Raw genomic sequence first — 16,322 nt, forward strand, 5'->3', positions numbered from 1 at the left:
AGAACACCGAACATGAACCAGCAAGCAGAACCGTTCCTGAACACCCTCGACCCGCAGGCCGACGCGGCGCAGGTGCACGTCTCGCGCGCGCACGAATCCGCGCACCTGCACGTGAGCGGGCGCGCGACCTACACCGACGACATCCCGCTCGTCGCGGGCACGCTGCACGCTGCGCTCGGGTTGTCCGCGAAGCCGCACGCGAAGATCGTGTCGATGAATTTCGACGCGGTGCGCGCGACGCCCGGCGTGGTCGCCGTGTTCACGGCCGACGACATCCCCGGCGTCAACGATTGCGGCCCGATCATCCACGACGATCCGGTACTCGCCAAAGGCATCGTGCAGTTCGTCGGCCAGCCGATGTTCATCGTCGTCGCGACGTCGCACGAAACCGCGCGGCTCGCCGCGCGCCGCGCGCAGGTCGACTACGAGGAGCTGCCCGCGATCCTGACCGCGCAGGAAGCGCGGCAGGCCGAAACCTATGTGATCCCGCCGCTGAAACTCGCGCGCGGCGACGCGGCCGCGCGGCTCGCCGCCGCGCCGCATCGCGAGTCGGGCGAGATGCTGCTCGGCGGCCAGGAGCAGTTCTACCTGGAAGGGCAGATCGCGTACGCGGTGCCGAAGGACGACGACGGGATGCACGTGTACTGCTCGACGCAGCACCCGAGCGAGATGCAGCACCTCGTCGCGCACGTGCTCGGCGTCGCGTCGCACAACGTGCTGGTCGAATGCCGCCGGATGGGCGGCGGGTTCGGCGGCAAGGAATCGCAGTCGGGCCTGTTCGCATGCTGCGCGGCGCTCGCCGCGTGGAAGCTGCTGTGCCCGGTGAAGCTGCGTCCGGACCGCGACGACGACATGATGATCACCGGCAAGCGACACGATTTCCATTACCGCTTCGACGTCGGCTACGACGACGACGGCCGCCTCGACGGCGTCGCGCTCGACATGACGTCGCGCTGCGGCTTCTCGGCGGACCTGTCGGGCCCGGTGATGACGCGCGCGGTGTGCCACTTCGACAACGCGTACTGGCTCGGCGACGTCGACATCGCCGGCTACTGCGGCAAGACCAACACGCAGTCGAACACCGCGTTCCGCGGCTTCGGCGGCCCGCAGGGCGCGTTCGCAATCGAGTACATCCTCGACGACGTCGCGCGCGCGCTCGGCCGCGATCCGCTCGACGTGCGCTACGCGAACCTGTACGGCAAGACCGAGCGCAACGTGACGCCTTACGGGCAGACGGTCGAGGACAACGTGCTGCACGAACTGCTCGGCGAACTCGAGTCGACGAGCGACTACCGCGCGCGGCGCGCGGGCGTGCGCGAATTCAACGCACGCAACACGGTGCTGAAGAAGGGCATCGCGCTCACGCCGGTGAAGTTCGGCATCGCGTTCAACGTCACGCACTTCAACCAGGCGGGCGCGCTGGTGCACATCTACACCGACGGCTCGGTGCTCGTGAACCACGGCGGCACGGAGATGGGGCAGGGGCTCAACACGAAGGTCGCGCAGGTCGTCGCGCACGAGCTCGGCATCCGCTTCGGCCGGATCCGCGTGACGGCGACCGACACGAGCAAGGTCGCGAACACGTCCGCGACGGCTGCGTCGACGGGCTCCGACCTGAACGGCAAGGCCGCGCAGGATGCGGCGCGCCAGCTGCGCGAGCGCCTCGCGGCGTTCGCGGCGAAGCAGTTCGGCGACGGCAAGGTCGATGCGGCCGACGTGAAGTTCGGCAACGACTTCGTGTGGATCGGCGGCGCGAGCGTGCCGTTCGGCGAGGTGATCGCGAAGGCGTATCTCGCGCGCGTGCAGCTGTGGTCCGACGGCTTCTACGCGACGCCGAAGCTGTACTGGGATCAGTCGAAGCTGCAGGGCCGGCCGTTCTACTACTACTCGTACGGCGCGGCCGTGTCGGAGGTCGTGATCGACACGCTGACGGGCGAGATGCGCACGCTGCGCGTCGACGCGCTGCACGACGTGGGCGCATCGCTGAACCCGGCGCTCGACATCGGCCAGGTCGAAGGCGCGTTCATCCAGGGAATGGGCTGGCTCACGACCGAGGAGCTGTGGTGGAACAAGGGCGGCAAGCTGATGACGCATGCGCCGTCCACGTACAAGATTCCGACCGTCAACGACACGCCGCCCGAATTCAACGTGCGGTTGTTCCAGAACCGCAACGTGGAGGACAGCATCCATCGTTCGAAGGCCGTCGGCGAACCGCCGCTGCTGCTGCCGTTCTCGGTGTTCTTCGCGGTGCGTGACGCGATTGCCGCGGTCGGCGACTACCGGGTGAATCCGCCGCTCGACGCGCCGGCCACCGGCGAGTCGATCCTGCGCGCGATCACTGCGGTGCGTGCTGCGCGCGCCGGTCAGGCAGGTTGAGATGAACGGGCCTGCACGTTCGTTTCGCACCGCGACGACCCCGGCATTCGCGCAGGGTACCGGCCAGCGCAACCGCGCGACCGGTACGTCCGCGCCGATGCACATCGTGCTGTTCGGCGCGGGGCACGTCGGCCATGCGCTCGTCACGCTGCTCGGCGCATTGCCGTGCGTCGTGCAGTGGGTCGATACGCGCGACGAGCTGTTCCCGGACGAATGTCCGCCGAACGTGCAGCCGGAGCCGACCGACATACCCGAGGCCGTCGTCGACGCGGCGCCGCCCGGCGCGTACTTCCTCGTGATGACGCACAACCACGCGCTCGACTTCTCGCTCGCCGTGCAGATCATGCGGCGGCGCGACTTCGCGTACTTCGGGATGATCGGTTCGCGTACCAAGCGCGTGAAGTTCGAGCGCCGGCTCGCCGCGCGCGGCGTCGATCCGGCGCGGCTCACCGAGATGGTGTGTCCGATCGGCGTCGCGGGCATCGTCGACAAGGCGCCCGGTGCGATCGCGGTGGCCGTCTGCGCGGAACTGCTGCAGGCCCGCTCGGGCATGCCGGTGGCCGATGCGAAGGCGGCCGCGGCGGGGCGCTTGCGCGACGACGCGCGCTGCGCACGGTAACGATCAGGGGCGGCACGCCCGACCCACGTCCGCGCGTTTTTGCCTACACTGCACGGATCGCGCGGCAGCGGGCCGCGCGTTCTTTCGTGCAGGTACCATGTCCGATCATCAGGTCTATCTCGATGCGCTCGATGCGAGCCTCGTCGTCATCGAGCGCTGGCTGTCCGGCGCCGATACTTCCCCCGCGGCGCTCGATGCGCTGCTCGCGCCTTTCTCCGCCGAATTCACGATGATCATGACCGACGGTCGCGCGTTCGACCGCGACGACACGCGCGCGCTGTTCGCGAAGCTCGGCGGCGCGAAGCCGGGGCTGCGCATCAAACTGTCGGACATCCGCGTGCTCGCGGCAGACGCGTCGCATGCGGTGCTCACCTATCTTGAAGCGCAGCAGGCGGCGTCGGGCGAACTGCCCGCGCGTCGCGCGACCGCCGTGTTCGCGCGCGACGCGGCAGGCGTCGTGCGCTGGACTCATCTGCAGGAAACCTTCTGCACGGCCTGAGCGGCCGCGCCGCGTGATCGTGCGCGGGCGATTCCGCGCGGGTTGAGCGCCGCTTCAGCGCTTGCGGCCGCGTGCGGCGGTCAGCTCGTCGGACACGCTTTGCATCAGCGCACACAGCCACGCGATGTCGGTCGGGCGATCGGGGTGCGGGTGCGTGAGCAGGTAGCTCTTGATGCGCGGGAACGGCACGGGCGGCGCGACGACGACGAGCGGCAGCAGCTGCGCGTAGTGCGTCGCGAAGCGGCGCGTCGTCGTGAAGATCAGGTCCGACTGCAGCAGCACCTGCGGCACGATGCCGAAGTACGGCAGCGTCGTCACGATCCGTCGCGTGAGGCGGGCGCGGGCGAGGCCGATCTCGATCGCGTTGCGCTTGTCGCCGGTGTACGGCGTCGGCGCGACGTGCGCGGCCGACGCGTACGCTTCGCGCGTGAGCGGTTCGCGGGCGAGCGGATGCGCGTCGCGCATCAGGCACACGATCGTGTCGGAGAACAGGTCCTGGCGCGCGAACCGCGGGTCGGGCTTCGGCCAGTTGCCGATCACGAGATCGAGCGCGCCCGATTCGAGCGCCTCCGCGTGATCGAGCGCGGGATTCAATGAGTCGATTTCCAGATGCGCATGCGGCGCCGCGTCGCGAAAGCGCTCGATCAGCGTCGGCATGAAGAAATCGTTGAGGTAGTCGGGCGCGGCGACGCGGAACGTGCGCCGCGCGGACGATGGATCGAAGTCGCCGTGCGGCGTCGCGATGAAGTCGACCTCGCGCAGCGCGCGCGACGCGGCACCGAGCAGCGATGCGCCGTACTCGGTCGGCACCATCCCGGATTTGCCGCGCACGAGAATCGGGTCGTTCAGCGTCTCGCGCAGCTTGCGCAGCGCGGTGCTGATCGCGGGCTGGGTCTGGTTCAGGCGCAGCGCGGCCTGCGTGACGCTGCGCTCGAGCAGCAGCGTGCGCAATACGCGCACGAGCCAGATATCGAGCGAGGCGGTACGATCGTCGTCTTCCATCGGCGAGCGGTGTTCGGGAGAAGCGTAACCTTACCGCAGCCGCACGTTGCCGTGCGTGATACCGGCCATCACGTGCGCCCCTTCGGCAGCACGCTGATCCGCTTGACCTCGCGCGACTCGAGCCAGTTCGGCGTGCGCGCGCAGTACAGCACCATCGGCAGCGCGTCCTCGCCCCAGAACAGCTGCTGATTCATCCAGAAGGTCGGTACGCCGAACACGCCGAGCGCGATCGCGTCGTCGGTGTTGCGGCGCAACTGCGCGCTCGTCTCCTCGAATTCGATCAGCTCGTCGCCATGCCCGACGCCGACGCGCTCGCACAGCGCCGCGAACCCGTCCGGCGTCGACGGATCGTTGCCGTCGTGCCAGATGAAGCGGAACATTTCCAGCACGGTCGCGATGTCGGCGCGCAGCGCGATCGCGAGGCGCAGCACCTTGTCGGAGTCGAACGGATGCGCGGGCGGCATCTTGAAGCGGATGCCGAGCTGTTCGGCGCGAAACAGCGCGTGGCGGTACGTGAACACGCGCTTGGCCGGCACGTCGGCGCTCGGGCGCTGCCCCCAGTGGCGCTGCAGGTCGGGCAGCGACACGGCGACGGGGTCGAACGGCACGTCGGGCCACTTGTCGTGCTGTTCGAGCAGCAGGTAGGAGAACGGCGACACGAAGTCGAAGAACCAGGCAGGCTGGGCAGTGTCGAGGCCGGTTGTCATGGCGATCTCCAGAGGGTGGGGCGTGCGCGCCTGGCGGCGGCCTTCATGTTACGTTGCGGCGCGCGGATGCAGCAATGATCGCGGATCGGCCGCTCATGCGGAACCGGGAGTCGCCCGGGGGGGCTCGCCGGCCGGCGCCGCCGCGCCGCCGCGCGCCGCTGCACGGCCGCCGGCGCCGGGTGTGCCCGGCGTGCCCGATGCGACGTCGTGATCGTGCGCGGTGAGCCGCTCGCGCACGAAGCCGATGTGCTCGCGCAGCACGTAGAACTGCCCCGCGTACGCAAGCGGCATCTTCATCCGGTTCACGGCTTCCTCGATGTCGTCGAGTTCGTCGAGCAGCTGGACGCGCTCTTCGGCCGTATGCTCGCCGAGCGCGCGGCGCTCGAGCGCGATCAGCGCGCCGTACCAGCGGTAGATGCGCGAACGCACGCGCCAGCCGTACAGCGACGGCACCAGCCGCAACCCGGGGATCAGCACGACGATCAGCGGCACCACGACGACGAGCAGCCGGTCGACGAGACTCGCGACCCAGAACGGCAGCCGCCGGTACAGGAACGACTTGCCCGACTTGTAATAGCGCCCCGCGTCGTCGGACAGCGGGAAGCCGCGTGTGACGGCCGACGGGAATTCTCCCGCGTGCTGCAGGATCGTCGCGTGGCCGTGCACTTCGCGCGCGGCCTCGATCAGCAGGTCGGACAGCGCGGGGTGCAGCGTATCGCGCGCGACCAGCTCGATCGTCGGCGCGACCGTGTGGATGTCGGCGGGCGGCAGGTTGAGGCCGAGATCGTAGACGCCCATCGGCAGCGTGATCGCGGTCAGGTACGGAAAGCGCCGCGCGTAGGCCTCGGCTTGCGTGAACGAGTACACGTGCACGCCGGGCGCGCGGAACAGCTTCGCCATCACCGGGATCTGCGTCGAGTCGCCGGACAGGAACGCGGCGTCGATCTTGCCGTCGAGCAGCGCGGCCGCGGCGTCCTCGCCGGCGGTCGGCAGCAGTTCGGTCGAGCCGCCCGGCACGATGCCGTTCATCTTCAGCAGCGCCAGGCTCAATTCGCGCGCGCCGCTGCCTTCCGCGCCGAGCGCGAGCCGCTTGCCCTTGAAGTCGGACAGGCGTGCGACCACCGGCCCGCGGTACATGATCGCGAGCGGCACGTAGCCGATGCTGCCGAGCGAGACCAGGTGTTCATCGCGCTCCTTCGGGCCGATGCCGCTCTGCACGAAGCCGACGTCGACCGGCGCGTCCGGATTCGACAGCCGCGCGAGGTTCTGCGCGGATCCTTCGGATGACTGGACGTCGAGCGTGACGCCGTTCTTCGCGAGGATCGCCTTGTATTTCTGCGCGGCGTTCCAGTAGGTGCTGCCGGGCGGGCCGGACGAAATCACGAGCGTGGACGGCGGCGCCGGCTGGATCAGCTTGACCGCGAACCAGACCGCCGCGACCGCGAGCAGCACGGTGGGGCCGATCGACAGCGCGAGGTCGCGCCACGACACCGCGACGAAGCGGGCGAGGATGCGGCGGGGCGGGCGGGGGCGGGCTGGCTTCATGGAGTCGGCGGATGACACGGGCGTGACGCAGCGATGACGGCCGTCGCGGACAAGGCACGCGATGCGCGTTCTGGCGGCGATGGTACCCGGTTTCGCCCGGCGTGCGCGAGTCCGGCGCCGTCGCGCGGCGGCGGACACGGGCGCGCGCGGGCGGATGGCGGGCGGCCACGCGTCAAAAGCTTTGCGCTTCGGCTGGCGCTGGATTACATTGTGCGACGCAGCCGCGCCCGATTCGCGCACGACCCGGCACGTTATGAGACCGGGCGCGCCCGGCCGGCGGCTGTCCGGCCCGGCCGGCCCGCATTCGCGCGCGCCGGCCGCCGGCCCGTGTCGCCTCTCTCGCATCGCCGTGGAAATCATCGGCCGTCCCGCCCGTTCGCGCGCGGGCCGGCTGCCTTTGGGGGTATCCGGCCGTACTGTGCACGGCCGTTCCGGAGTTACAAGGAGATAGCATGAAGTCGATCGTGTTGAGAGCGTTGGGTGTTGCGGCCGTGGCGGCCTGTCTGACGGGCAGCGTGTACGCGCAGTCGAGCGATGCGGCGGCCACCGAAGCGCCGGCCGCGGCAGCGAGCTCGCCGAAGGCGGCGGCCAAGACCGCGAAGAAGGCCAACCGCCAGCTCGGCTATGCGGTGCGCAAGGCCATTACGAAGGCAGGCGGCATCGACGTGGCGAACATCGTCGTGCGCTCGAAGGGCGGCGCGATCTCGCTGGAGGGCACGGTGCCCGACCAGGCACAGATCGACAAGGCGGAAGAGGCGGCGAAGGGCGTGAAGGGCGTGACGTCGGTCACGAACAAGCTGACGGTTCAGCAGCAATGATGCCGGGCGGCGGCGCGCCAGCGCCGCGCGCCCGCTTTCACGCGGGCCCCGGCGTGCCGGGGCCCGTTTGCACTTTTGAATGCCCCCCGGGCCCGCCGCTTCGCGCCAGGCCCCGGAGCGGGCGTCCCCCAAGGAAACTTCCTTCGGGGCGGAAAACCTTGGGCGGCCCGGCGTTTTCCCGACAGGCCGCGAGCCGCGCACGACGCAGCGGCGCACCGATAACGATATCGAGAGGGCGGCAATGACAACGCACGGGTGGGGCAGTCGGATTCTTTGGGGCGCGGCGCTGGTCGCGATCACGTTGCTCGGCGCCTGCAACGGCGACGAGTCGTCCGAACGCAATCGGCTGCCCGGGTTCGTGTCCGGCAGCGTGCGCACCACCGCCTACGACGGTACGAGCGACGACCTGCTGACTGCCGGTCTCGGCAAGACGGGCCTCGCCGCCGCCACCGCGCCGGCGTTCGCGAATCCGTCGCGGCCGACGAGCGCCGAGCTGCGCCGGCTCGCGATCTGGTCGAACTACCGCGCGCTCGTCGACATGAGCGCCAACGGCGGCTACGGCCGTTTCTGGGGACCGAACGTCGACCTCGACGGCAACGACACGCTCGGCGAAGGCAAGATTCCCGGCACCGAATATCTCGCGTATTCCGACGACGGCAGCGGCCGCAAGAACGTGACGCTGCTCGTGCAGGTGCCCGCGAGCTTCGACCCCGCGCAGCCGTGCATCGTCACCGCGACGTCGTCCGGTTCGCGCGGTGTGTACGGCGCGATTTCGGCGGCCGGCGAGTGGGGCCTCAAGCGCGGCTGCGCGGTCGCGTACAACGACAAGGGCGGCGGCAACGGCGCGCACGAGCTCGGCACCGACACGATCACGCTGATCGACGGCACGCTCGCCGACGCGGTGCTCGCCGGCAATGCGAGTCTCTTTACCGCCAATGTGACGAGCAGCGACCTGGCCGCGTTCAACAGCCGCTTCCCGAACCGCTACGCGTTCAAGCACGCGCATTCGCAACAGAATCCCGAGCAGGACTGGGGGCACGCGACGCTGCAGGCGGTCGAATTCGCGTACTGGGCGCTCAACGAACAGTTCGGGCCGTTCGTCGACGGCTCGCATCACGGCGTGCGCTACCGCCCGGGCGACATCACGACGATCGCCGCGTCCGTCAGCAACGGCGGCGGCGCGGCGCTCGCGGCGGCCGAGCAGGACACGCGCCGCTGGATCACCGCGGTCGTGGTCGGCGAGCCGCAAGTCAACGTGCGGATGGCGCCGAACGCGGTCGTGCGCGAGGGCGGCCAGCCGGTGCCGTCGTTCGGCCGGCCGCTGGCCGACTACGCGACGCTCGCGAACCTGCTGGAGCCGTGTGCGGCCGCGTCGTCGTCGCTCGCGGGCGCGCCGTACCTGAGCGCGCTGCCGGCCGCCACCACGCAGTCGATCCGCACGCAGCGCTGCGCGACGCTCGCCGCGGCCGGGTTCGTGTCGGGGGCCGATACGCAGAGCCAGGCCGCCGACGCGCTCGCGCAACTGCACGCGGCCGGCTATCTCGCGGATTCCGACCTGCTGCAGGCGCCGATGTGGGATTCGCAGGCGATTCCGGCGATCGCGGTCACCTATGCGAACGCGTACACGCGCTCGCGCGTGACCGACAACCTGTGCAATTTCAGCTTCGCGACCACCAATGCGGCGACGGGCGCGGTGGCGCCGCCCGCCGCCTCGCCGATGCCGGCCGTGTTCGGCCTCGGCAACGGCGTGCCGCCGACGGCAGGCGTCAATCTCGTGTTCAACACCGGTGCGGGTGTCGACCACCGGCTCGCGACGCCCGACGCGAGTTTCGCGGGCGCGCTGTGCCTGCGCCAGCTGTGGACCAACGGGATGCTCGACATGCCGGCGAACGTCGATGCGGTGCGCGTGAACGCGAACCTGCAGGGCAAGCCGGCGATCATCGTGCAGGGCCGCAGCGACGCGCTCGTGCCCGTGAATCACGCGTCGCGCGCGTACGTCGCGCAGAACGGCATCAGTGAAGGCGGCCGCAGCCAGCTCGTGTTCTACGAGGTGACGAACGGGCAGCACTTCGATGCGTTCCTGCCCGTCGCGGGCTTCGACACGCGCTTCGTGCCGGTCCACTACTACAACCTGCAGGCGCTGAACCTGATGTGGCGGCACCTGAAGAACGGTGCCGCGCTGCCGCCGTCACAGGTGGTCCGCACGCTGCCGCGCGGCGGCACGCCGGGCGCCGCGCCGGCGCTGACGAGCGCGAACCTGCCGCCGATCTCGGCGTCCCCCGGCGCGAACGCGATCACGGCCGGCGCGGGCGCGATCGATGTGCCGCTCTGACGGCACCCGCCCCACCGCGATACGGAAGCCGGACGCTCGTCCGGCTTTTTTATTTTCAGCGTCTGGAATCGGTCCCGCATTGCCCTTGGTCCGAATGGCACGCGCTGTAACAAATTATCGCTTTACGGCGGAAAATCCGGAATCTATTATGCGCCGATATTTTAACTTAATTTAATAAATTCCCGTAAAGACAATATTCCTTTCCGTATAGTTAATCGATCCTTTCGATTTTATTAAATCGGCTCGAGTTGCGGTTGGTCGCCCTTTCGCGATTGACCGGCATTTCGTCGAGGGAGTCGTTCGTCTGTTCGAAGCGAAGGCGCCTTGTCTGGCGGCCTTTGCATGGGATGCTTTTGCTTGCGGTTTCTCGCGCGTGCGGATGGCGAGGGCGAATTCGCAGTGCCGCACATTATTGAATCGTCGTTTGCAATGGAATTGATTCCATTGTGCGATCGCGGAATATGGGTGGGGTAAATCATGCCGGTCGGTATTCGCCGATGCGGTAAAAAACTCGGGGTGCATCGCAAAACGAATGCGCTCCCGGTGCGGAGCGCCGGCGCAAATGATCCTTTGCGACCGGCGGTATTTATCGTTCTGTTCGAGAGGCAATAATGACGACACTGAAGTCCTTGAAAGACGGTTTCGCGCTATTTGGAACGACGCTGAGCGTGCCGCTCGCCGCAGCCGCGGCCGCGGCGCTGCTCGTCACGGGATGCGGCGGCGACGACGGGGCGGGCCCGACCGCCGCCACCACGGCAGCCGCGACGACGTCGAACGGCAGCACGTCGGCCAGCACCAATGCAACGGCCGCCGTCCCGGCCGACCAGCCGTACGTCGACAACGACGTGTACGGCACCGGGCCGAACGACGCGGTCACGGATTCGACCGAAGGGGCCGCGGTCGTGCACCGCCAGGTCACGATCGGCGGCAAGACCGTCCAGTACACGGCCACCACCGGCCACCTGACCACGATCGACCCGATCACGTCGGCGCCGAACGCGAAGATGTTCTACGTCGCGTACACGCAGGACAACCCGGACCCGTCGAAGCCGCGCCCGGTCACGTTCTTCTACAACGGCGGCCCCGGCTCGTCGTCGGTCTACCTGCTGCTCGGCTCGTACGGGCCGAAGCGCCTGCAGTCGTCGTTCCCGAACTTCACGCCGCCGGCCCCGTACAAGCTGCTCGACAATCCGGACAGCCTGCTCGACCGCACCGACCTGGTGTTCATCAACCCGGTCGGCACCGGCTACTCGGCGGCGATCGCCCCGGCGAAGAACAAGGATTTCTGGGGCACCGACCAGGACGCACGCTCGATCGACCGCTTCATCCAGCGCTACCTGACCAAGTACTCGCGCTGGAACTCGCCGAAGTTCCTGTACGGCGAGTCGTACGGCACCGCGCGCAGCGCGGTCGTGTCATGGGTGCTGCATGAGGACGGCATCGACCTGAACGGGATCACGCTGCAGTCGTCGATCCTCGACTATGCGAATGCGCTGTCCGCGCCGGGTACCTTCCCGACGCTCGCGGCCGACGCGTTCTACTGGAAGAAGACGACGCTCAACCCGACGCCGACCGATCTCGACGCATACATGGTGCAGGCCCGCAACTACGCGGACAACACGCTCGCGCCGCTCGCGCAGAAGCCGAACCCGCAGGACGGCGGCTTCGTGAACGTGCGGCTGAACCTGAACCTGCAGACCGCGCGGCAGATGGGTTCGTACATCGGCACGGATCCGACGTCGCTGATCCAGACGTTCGGCAACCCGGCCGCGCTCGGCAACGTGCCGTCGTCGGACGACAACCCGCCGTACACGTTCTTCCTGACGCTCGTGCCGGGCACGCAGATCGGCCAGTACGACGGTCGCGCGAACTTCACGGGCAAGGGCATCGCGCCGTACATCCTGCCGAACTCGGGCAGCAACGATCCGTCGATCACGAACGTCGGCGGCGCGTACACGGTGCTGTGGAACAGCTACATCAACACCGACCTCAAGTACACGTCGACGTCGTCGTTCGTGGACCTGAACGACCAGGTCTTCAACAACTGGGACTTCAGCCACACCGACCCGACCGGCGCGAACCGGGGCGGCGGCAATACGCTGTACACGGCCGGTGACCTCGCGGCGACGATGAGCGTGAACCCGGACCTGAAGGTGCTGTCGGCGAACGGCTATTTCGATGCGGTCACGCCGTTCCACCAGACCGAGCTGACGCTCGCGCAGATGCCGCTCGATCCGACGCTCAAGGCGCTGAACCTGACGATCAAGAACTATCCGTCGGGCCACATGATCTACCTGAACGACGCGTCGCGGACCGCGCTGAAGGGCGACCTCGGCAACTTCTACGACGGGATCCTCGCGAACCGTACCGCGCTGCAGCGCGTGCTGAAGCTGCAGGCGCGCACGCAACAGATGAAGCAGCAACAGTTGAAGCAGCAGGGGCAGTAAGGATCGCGAGCGACTTGCGCTGCCCGGCCGTGGGCCGGGCGGCCCGAGTTCGCGAGGCCCCGGATGGACGACAGCCCGATCGGCGCAGGCCGGTCGGGCTGTTTTTTGCGGCGGGGTGCCGGCGTCGCGTGCTGGCCGGTCATGCATCACATCGCGCATGCGGCTCGCGATGCTGTGATCTTCCACGGTGCCCGTGAGTCGTCGACCGACGGGGCGTTGTCGGGTCCGCGTGAGATTCGCAGCGGCTTGATCCTCGAAAGGGGAATGCATGTCCCTGTATCGAGGGAAATTCTCCACCGACAAATCGTGCCGATCTCTTCCGTCAGGGGCGGGAAGATGGCGGTGTCTGCCGTGGCGGGCGGCAGCCGCGCCGCTTACGCGAGCACGAGCCGCACGCCGACCGCGACGAGCGTCGAGGCGAGCAGGTTGCGCAGCAGCCGCTCGGGCGCGCGCGCCGACAGCAGGCTGCCGAGCACGATGCCGGGCAGCGAGCCGAGCAGCAGCGACAGCAGCATCGACCAGTCGACCGAGCCGAGCAGCCAGTGGCCCATGCCGGCGACGAGCGTGAGCGGCACTGCGTGCGCGATGTCGGAGCCGACGATGCGCGCGGTCGCGAGCAGCGGGTACAGCAGCAACAGCACGGTGACGCCGATCGCGCCGGCGCCGACCGACGTCATCGACACGAGCGCGCCGAGCACGGCGCCCGTCAGCACGGTCGACCAGAACGTGCGCGCGGGATTCGGCGGGAGCGGATTGCGCGCGGCGAGCGCGGTCAGCTGCGGCCGGAAGATCAGTGCGAGCGACGTGAGCAGCAGCGCGATGCCGAGCACCAGCTGGATCATTCGCGCGGTGCCGGGCGAGTTCATCCCGTGCGTGTGCAGCACCCACAGCGTGACGGCCGCGGCCGGGACGCTGCCGGCCGCGAGCCGGCCGGTGATGCGCCAGTCGATCGACCCCTTCAGTCCGTGGACGAGGGTGCCGGTGGCCTTGGTCGCGGCCGCATACAGCAGATCGGTGCCGACCGCCGTCGCGGGGTGGACGCCGAACAGCAGCACGAGGATCGGCGTCATCAGCGAACCGCCGCCGACGCCCGTCAGGCCGACGAGAACGCCGACGAACAGGCCGGACAGGGAGTACAGCAGATCGATATGGGGAAGCGACATCGGAAGCAGGCGGTTATGCGGCGTTCGGCGGCGGCGCGCGGCCGCGGCGCGCGCATCAAAGTCCGCCATTGTCGCAAAAGTGGCGCTTCGGTGTACGACTACGTTAAAAATCGGCCGGGAAGGCCCGCCGGACGGGCCGTTCCCGGCGGGTCAAACGAACGTTTGAACAGGCGCCGGGCCGGGCGGGGTGGCGTGCCGGCGTTGCCGGGTTGCGACGCCGATGGCGGGCCATCGGGTGCGGCGGGGCGGAACTCTCCCCGATTCAGGCCGGACGGCCGTCAATGCATCGCGGGGCCGGCGCCCGCAACGGCGTCCTGGCGGCGGATGCGCAGCGCGAGACCGAGCAGCCCGGCCGCGGCCGCAAATGCGGCGCCGACGGCGAACGCGGCGTGGTAGCCGCCGTTCAGCGCGTCGAGCGGCGAGGCGTGTGCCGCCGCGAGCGCATCGGTGCGCGCGGCCGCGAGGCTCGCGAGCACGGCGAGGCCGAGCGCCCCGCCCATCATGAACGCGGTGTTGACGATGCCCGACGCGAGCCCCGAATCGGCCGGATCGACGTCGCTCATCGCGGCGAGCAGCACCGGATTGAACGCGACGCCCGCGCCGATGCCGAGCAGCGTCATGCCCGGCAGCACGTGCCAGACGAAGCTGCCGTCGGCCGGCGCGCGCGCGAACAGCGCGAGGCCGCACGCCGCGATCAGCAGGCCGGCGGCGATCGGGCCGCGGATGCCGAAACGCATCACGATCCGCGCCGACAGCCCGAGCGAGAACGCGGCCATGATCAGGTTCGCCGGCAGGAACGCGAGCCCGACCTGCAGCGGTCCGTAGCCGAGCACGCGCTGCATGTAGAGCGCGGACAGGAAGAACCACGCGAACATCGCGGCCGCCCACAGCACGCCGATCACGTTCGCGAGCGCGACGTTGCGCGCGGCGAACAGCGTGAGCGGCATCAGCGGATGCGCGACGCGCGCCTCGATCGCGACGAACAGCGCGAGCAGCACGACGGCCGCGCCGATCAGCACGACTGTTTGCGTAGACAGCCAGCCGGCCTCGTTGCCGCCGACGATCCCGTAGACCGCGAGCATCAGCGACGCGGTCACGGTGATCGCGCCCGCGACGTCGAGCCGCGCGGCGCCGGCCGGCGCGCGCAGGCGCGGCAGCAGCGCGACGCACATCGCATAGACGGCGATGCCGATCGGCAGGTTGACGAGGAAGATCCAGTGCCACGACAGCGTGCTCGTCAAGAGCCCGCCGAGCAGCACGCCGATGCTGCCGCCGCCCGCGCAGACGAAACCGTAGACGCCCATCGCGCGCGCCCGTTCGCCCGGCTCGGTGAACAGGTTCATGATCAGCGACAGCGACACGGCCGACACGATCGCGCCGCCGAAGCCCTGCACCGCGCGCGCGGCGATCAGCATCGTCTGCGATTGCGCGAGGCCGCAGGCGAGCGACGCGAGCGTGAACACGACGAGGCCGGCGAGGAACATGCGCCGCTGCCCGTACAGGTCGCCGAGCCGGCCGCCGAGCAGCAGGCAGCCGCCGAACGTCAGCAGGTAGGCGTTGACGACCCACACGAGGGCCGTCTCGGTGAAATGGAGGTCGGTGCTGATCGACGGCAGTGCAACGTTTACGATCGTGCTGTCGAGCACGATCATCAGCACGCCGAGGCAGAGGACGATCAGCGCGTACCAGCGCTTCTCGCCGTGGATCCCGTGGGTCATGGCTGGCAGCCTTCTCTCTGATAGTTATTTGAAAGGCTGAATTGTAGACGTCGTTCGCGTGCGCTTCCTGCCGGTTTGTGGCAGGAGCGACGCGTAGCGGCAGCGCGTGTCGCGCGGCGCCGGACGTTATCCGCGCGGCGGGAGTTCGCAGCCGTCGGGGCCGCAAGCGGCGGCGGCGTCGCCGGCGAATTCGACGATGGCGCCGTCGCGCCATGCCTGCTCGAGCGCCTGCGCGAACACGTCGGCCGGCTGCGCACCCGATACCGCGTAGCGGCCGCCGAACACGAACAGCGGCACGCCGCGTCCGCCGATCTGCGCGGCGCGCGCGATGTCGGCCTCGACTTCGTCACGGTATGCATCGCTGCGCAGCACGGCTTCGACGGCCGAGCGCTCGAGCCCCGCTTCGACCGCGAAGTCGATCAGCGCCGCATGGTCGAACAGCGAGCCGTGCTCGCAGAAATAGGCGCGGTACAGGCGCTCGGTCAGCGCATGGGCGCGGCCGGTGGCTTCCGCGAGCTTCACGAGCCGATGGCCGTCGAGCGTGTCGCCGACGAACGTGCCGGGCAGGTCGTAGCTCAGCCCGACGCTCGCTGCCGCGTCGGTCACCTGGCGCAACATCTGGTCGACCTGCGCGGGCGACATCCGGTACTTGCCCGCGAGCATCGCCTCCACCGGTTCGACCGGCTGGCCCGGCATCAGCCGGTACGCACGCAACGCGACGTCGACGTGCTCCGCGTGCGCGAATGCGGCGAGCGCCTCGTCGAAGCGGCGCTTGCCGATCCAGCACCACGGGCAGATCAGGTCGGACCAGATTTCGACGGTCAGGATCGGGCGGGCAGTCGGGGCGGGGGTGGTCGTCATGGGCGGTCCGGGGCGGCAAATAAATGTAACCGGGACTATAGCATTTTGTGCTTCGACGCTTCGACGCTTCGACGCTTCGATGCTTCGCCGTGGGCTGGCCCGCGTGGAACGGGCCGGCCCCTGACGTATCACGAAGCATAGTCACGGACCGCGCGAACCGGTAGCGGGGCCGATGTCAGTGATTGTGAACGGTGAAGGCGGCAAGCTTGGCGACCAAGCGACCAAGCGACCAAGC

Annotated in this window: 12 protein-coding genes; 6 read left to right on the forward strand and 6 right to left on the reverse strand. The window is 69.1% G+C overall.

Annotation, left to right across the window (positions count from 1 at the left end; all coding sequences use genetic code 11):
- Positions 1–12: 12 nt before the first annotated feature.
- The 3 genes from xdhB (at position 13) to DIE02_RS11205 (ending at position 3,494) form a co-directional block, all read left to right on the forward strand.
- Entirely contained in the window at positions 13–2,376 is a 2,364-nt protein-coding gene (gene xdhB / locus DIE02_RS11195; protein WP_044844121.1) for a xanthine dehydrogenase molybdopterin binding subunit, read from the forward strand.
- A gap of 1 nt (position 2,377) precedes the next feature.
- Positions 2,378–2,995 carry a xanthine dehydrogenase accessory protein XdhC gene (gene xdhC, locus DIE02_RS11200; protein WP_124488725.1) on the forward strand — a complete coding sequence of 206 codons (618 nt, stop codon included), beginning with the start codon at positions 2,378–2,380 and terminating at the stop codon, positions 2,993–2,995.
- Between the two features lie 97 nt (positions 2,996–3,092).
- Positions 3,093–3,494, forward strand: a complete 402-nt coding sequence (locus DIE02_RS11205; protein WP_124522824.1) for a nuclear transport factor 2 family protein — start codon at positions 3,093–3,095, stop codon at positions 3,492–3,494.
- A 54-nt stretch (positions 3,495–3,548) separates the two neighbouring features.
- Here DIE02_RS11205 and DIE02_RS11210 read toward each other — a convergent pair whose 3' ends face one another.
- From DIE02_RS11210 to DIE02_RS11220, 3 genes are all read right to left on the reverse strand, one after another.
- Positions 3,549–4,496 carry a LysR family transcriptional regulator gene (locus DIE02_RS11210; protein WP_044844124.1) on the reverse strand — a complete coding sequence of 316 codons (948 nt, stop codon included), beginning with the start codon at positions 4,494–4,496 and terminating at the stop codon, positions 3,549–3,551.
- 68 nt (positions 4,497–4,564) lie between these two features.
- On the reverse strand, positions 4,565–5,203 hold the full coding sequence (locus tag DIE02_RS11215; protein WP_044844125.1) for a 2-hydroxychromene-2-carboxylate isomerase: 639 nt from the start codon (positions 5,201–5,203) through the stop codon (positions 4,565–4,567).
- Between the two features lie 93 nt (positions 5,204–5,296).
- Entirely contained in the window at positions 5,297–6,748 is a 1,452-nt protein-coding gene (locus DIE02_RS11220; RefSeq protein ID WP_124488726.1) for a TAXI family TRAP transporter solute-binding subunit, read from the reverse strand.
- Positions 6,749–7,200: 452 nt separating this feature from the next.
- Between DIE02_RS11220 and DIE02_RS11225 the strand changes: the two genes are divergently transcribed.
- The 3 genes from DIE02_RS11225 (at position 7,201) to DIE02_RS11240 (ending at position 12,345) form a co-directional block, all read left to right on the forward strand.
- Entirely contained in the window at positions 7,201–7,566 is a 366-nt protein-coding gene (locus DIE02_RS11225; RefSeq protein ID WP_044844127.1) for a BON domain-containing protein, read from the forward strand.
- Between the two features lie 241 nt (positions 7,567–7,807).
- A complete protein-coding gene (locus DIE02_RS11230) occupies positions 7,808–9,898 on the forward strand; it encodes a D-(-)-3-hydroxybutyrate oligomer hydrolase (RefSeq protein WP_124522825.1) in 2,091 nt (696 codons plus the stop codon).
- Positions 9,899–10,509: 611 nt separating this feature from the next.
- Positions 10,510–12,345, forward strand: coding sequence for a S10 family peptidase (locus DIE02_RS11240; RefSeq protein ID WP_124522826.1), 1,836 nt, complete (start codon positions 10,510–10,512; stop codon positions 12,343–12,345).
- 374 nt (positions 12,346–12,719) lie between these two features.
- Here the strand turns inward: DIE02_RS11240 and DIE02_RS11245 are convergent, their stop codons facing one another.
- The 3 genes from DIE02_RS11245 to DIE02_RS11255 all read right to left on the reverse strand — a co-directional run bounded on the left by DIE02_RS11245 (position 12,720) and on the right by DIE02_RS11255 (position 16,087).
- Positions 12,720–13,508 (reverse strand): sulfite exporter TauE/SafE family protein, encoded by a 789-nt coding sequence (locus DIE02_RS11245; protein WP_124522827.1) that lies wholly within the window; start codon positions 13,506–13,508, stop codon positions 12,720–12,722.
- A gap of 278 nt (positions 13,509–13,786) precedes the next feature.
- Positions 13,787–15,226, reverse strand: a complete 1,440-nt coding sequence (locus DIE02_RS11250) for a DHA2 family efflux MFS transporter permease subunit (protein WP_124488729.1) — start codon at positions 15,224–15,226, stop codon at positions 13,787–13,789.
- Between the two features lie 126 nt (positions 15,227–15,352).
- On the reverse strand, positions 15,353–16,087 hold the full coding sequence (locus DIE02_RS11255) for a DsbA family oxidoreductase (RefSeq protein WP_124522828.1): 735 nt from the start codon (positions 16,085–16,087) through the stop codon (positions 15,353–15,355).
- Between the last annotated feature and the right edge of the window lie 235 nt (positions 16,088–16,322).

The organism is Burkholderia sp. Bp8991, assembly GCF_003853795.1.
Classification (GTDB): Bacteria; Pseudomonadota; Gammaproteobacteria; order Burkholderiales; family Burkholderiaceae; genus Burkholderia.

Coding starts and splice junctions, on each gene's coding strand:
- xdhB (WP_044844121.1), top strand. CDS start 13: ATGAACCAGCAAGCAGAACCGTTCCTGAACACCCTCGACCCGCAGGCC.
- xdhC (WP_124488725.1), top strand. CDS start 2,378: ATGAACGGGCCTGCACGTTCGTTTCGCACCGCGACGACCCCGGCATTC.
- DIE02_RS11205 (WP_124522824.1), top strand. CDS start 3,093: ATGTCCGATCATCAGGTCTATCTCGATGCGCTCGATGCGAGCCTCGTC.
- DIE02_RS11210 (WP_044844124.1), bottom strand. CDS start 4,496: ATGGAAGACGACGATCGTACCGCCTCGCTCGATATCTGGCTCGTGCGC.
- DIE02_RS11215 (WP_044844125.1), bottom strand. CDS start 5,203: ATGACAACCGGCCTCGACACTGCCCAGCCTGCCTGGTTCTTCGACTTC.
- DIE02_RS11220 (WP_124488726.1), bottom strand. CDS start 6,748: ATGAAGCCAGCCCGCCCCCGCCCGCCCCGCCGCATCCTCGCCCGCTTC.
- DIE02_RS11225 (WP_044844127.1), top strand. CDS start 7,201: ATGAAGTCGATCGTGTTGAGAGCGTTGGGTGTTGCGGCCGTGGCGGCC.
- DIE02_RS11230 (WP_124522825.1), top strand. CDS start 7,808: ATGACAACGCACGGGTGGGGCAGTCGGATTCTTTGGGGCGCGGCGCTG.
- DIE02_RS11240 (WP_124522826.1), top strand. CDS start 10,510: ATGACGACACTGAAGTCCTTGAAAGACGGTTTCGCGCTATTTGGAACG.
- DIE02_RS11245 (WP_124522827.1), bottom strand. CDS start 13,508: ATGTCGCTTCCCCATATCGATCTGCTGTACTCCCTGTCCGGCCTGTTC.
- DIE02_RS11250 (WP_124488729.1), bottom strand. CDS start 15,226: ATGACCCACGGGATCCACGGCGAGAAGCGCTGGTACGCGCTGATCGTC.
- DIE02_RS11255 (WP_124522828.1), bottom strand. CDS start 16,087: ATGACGACCACCCCCGCCCCGACTGCCCGCCCGATCCTGACCGTCGAA.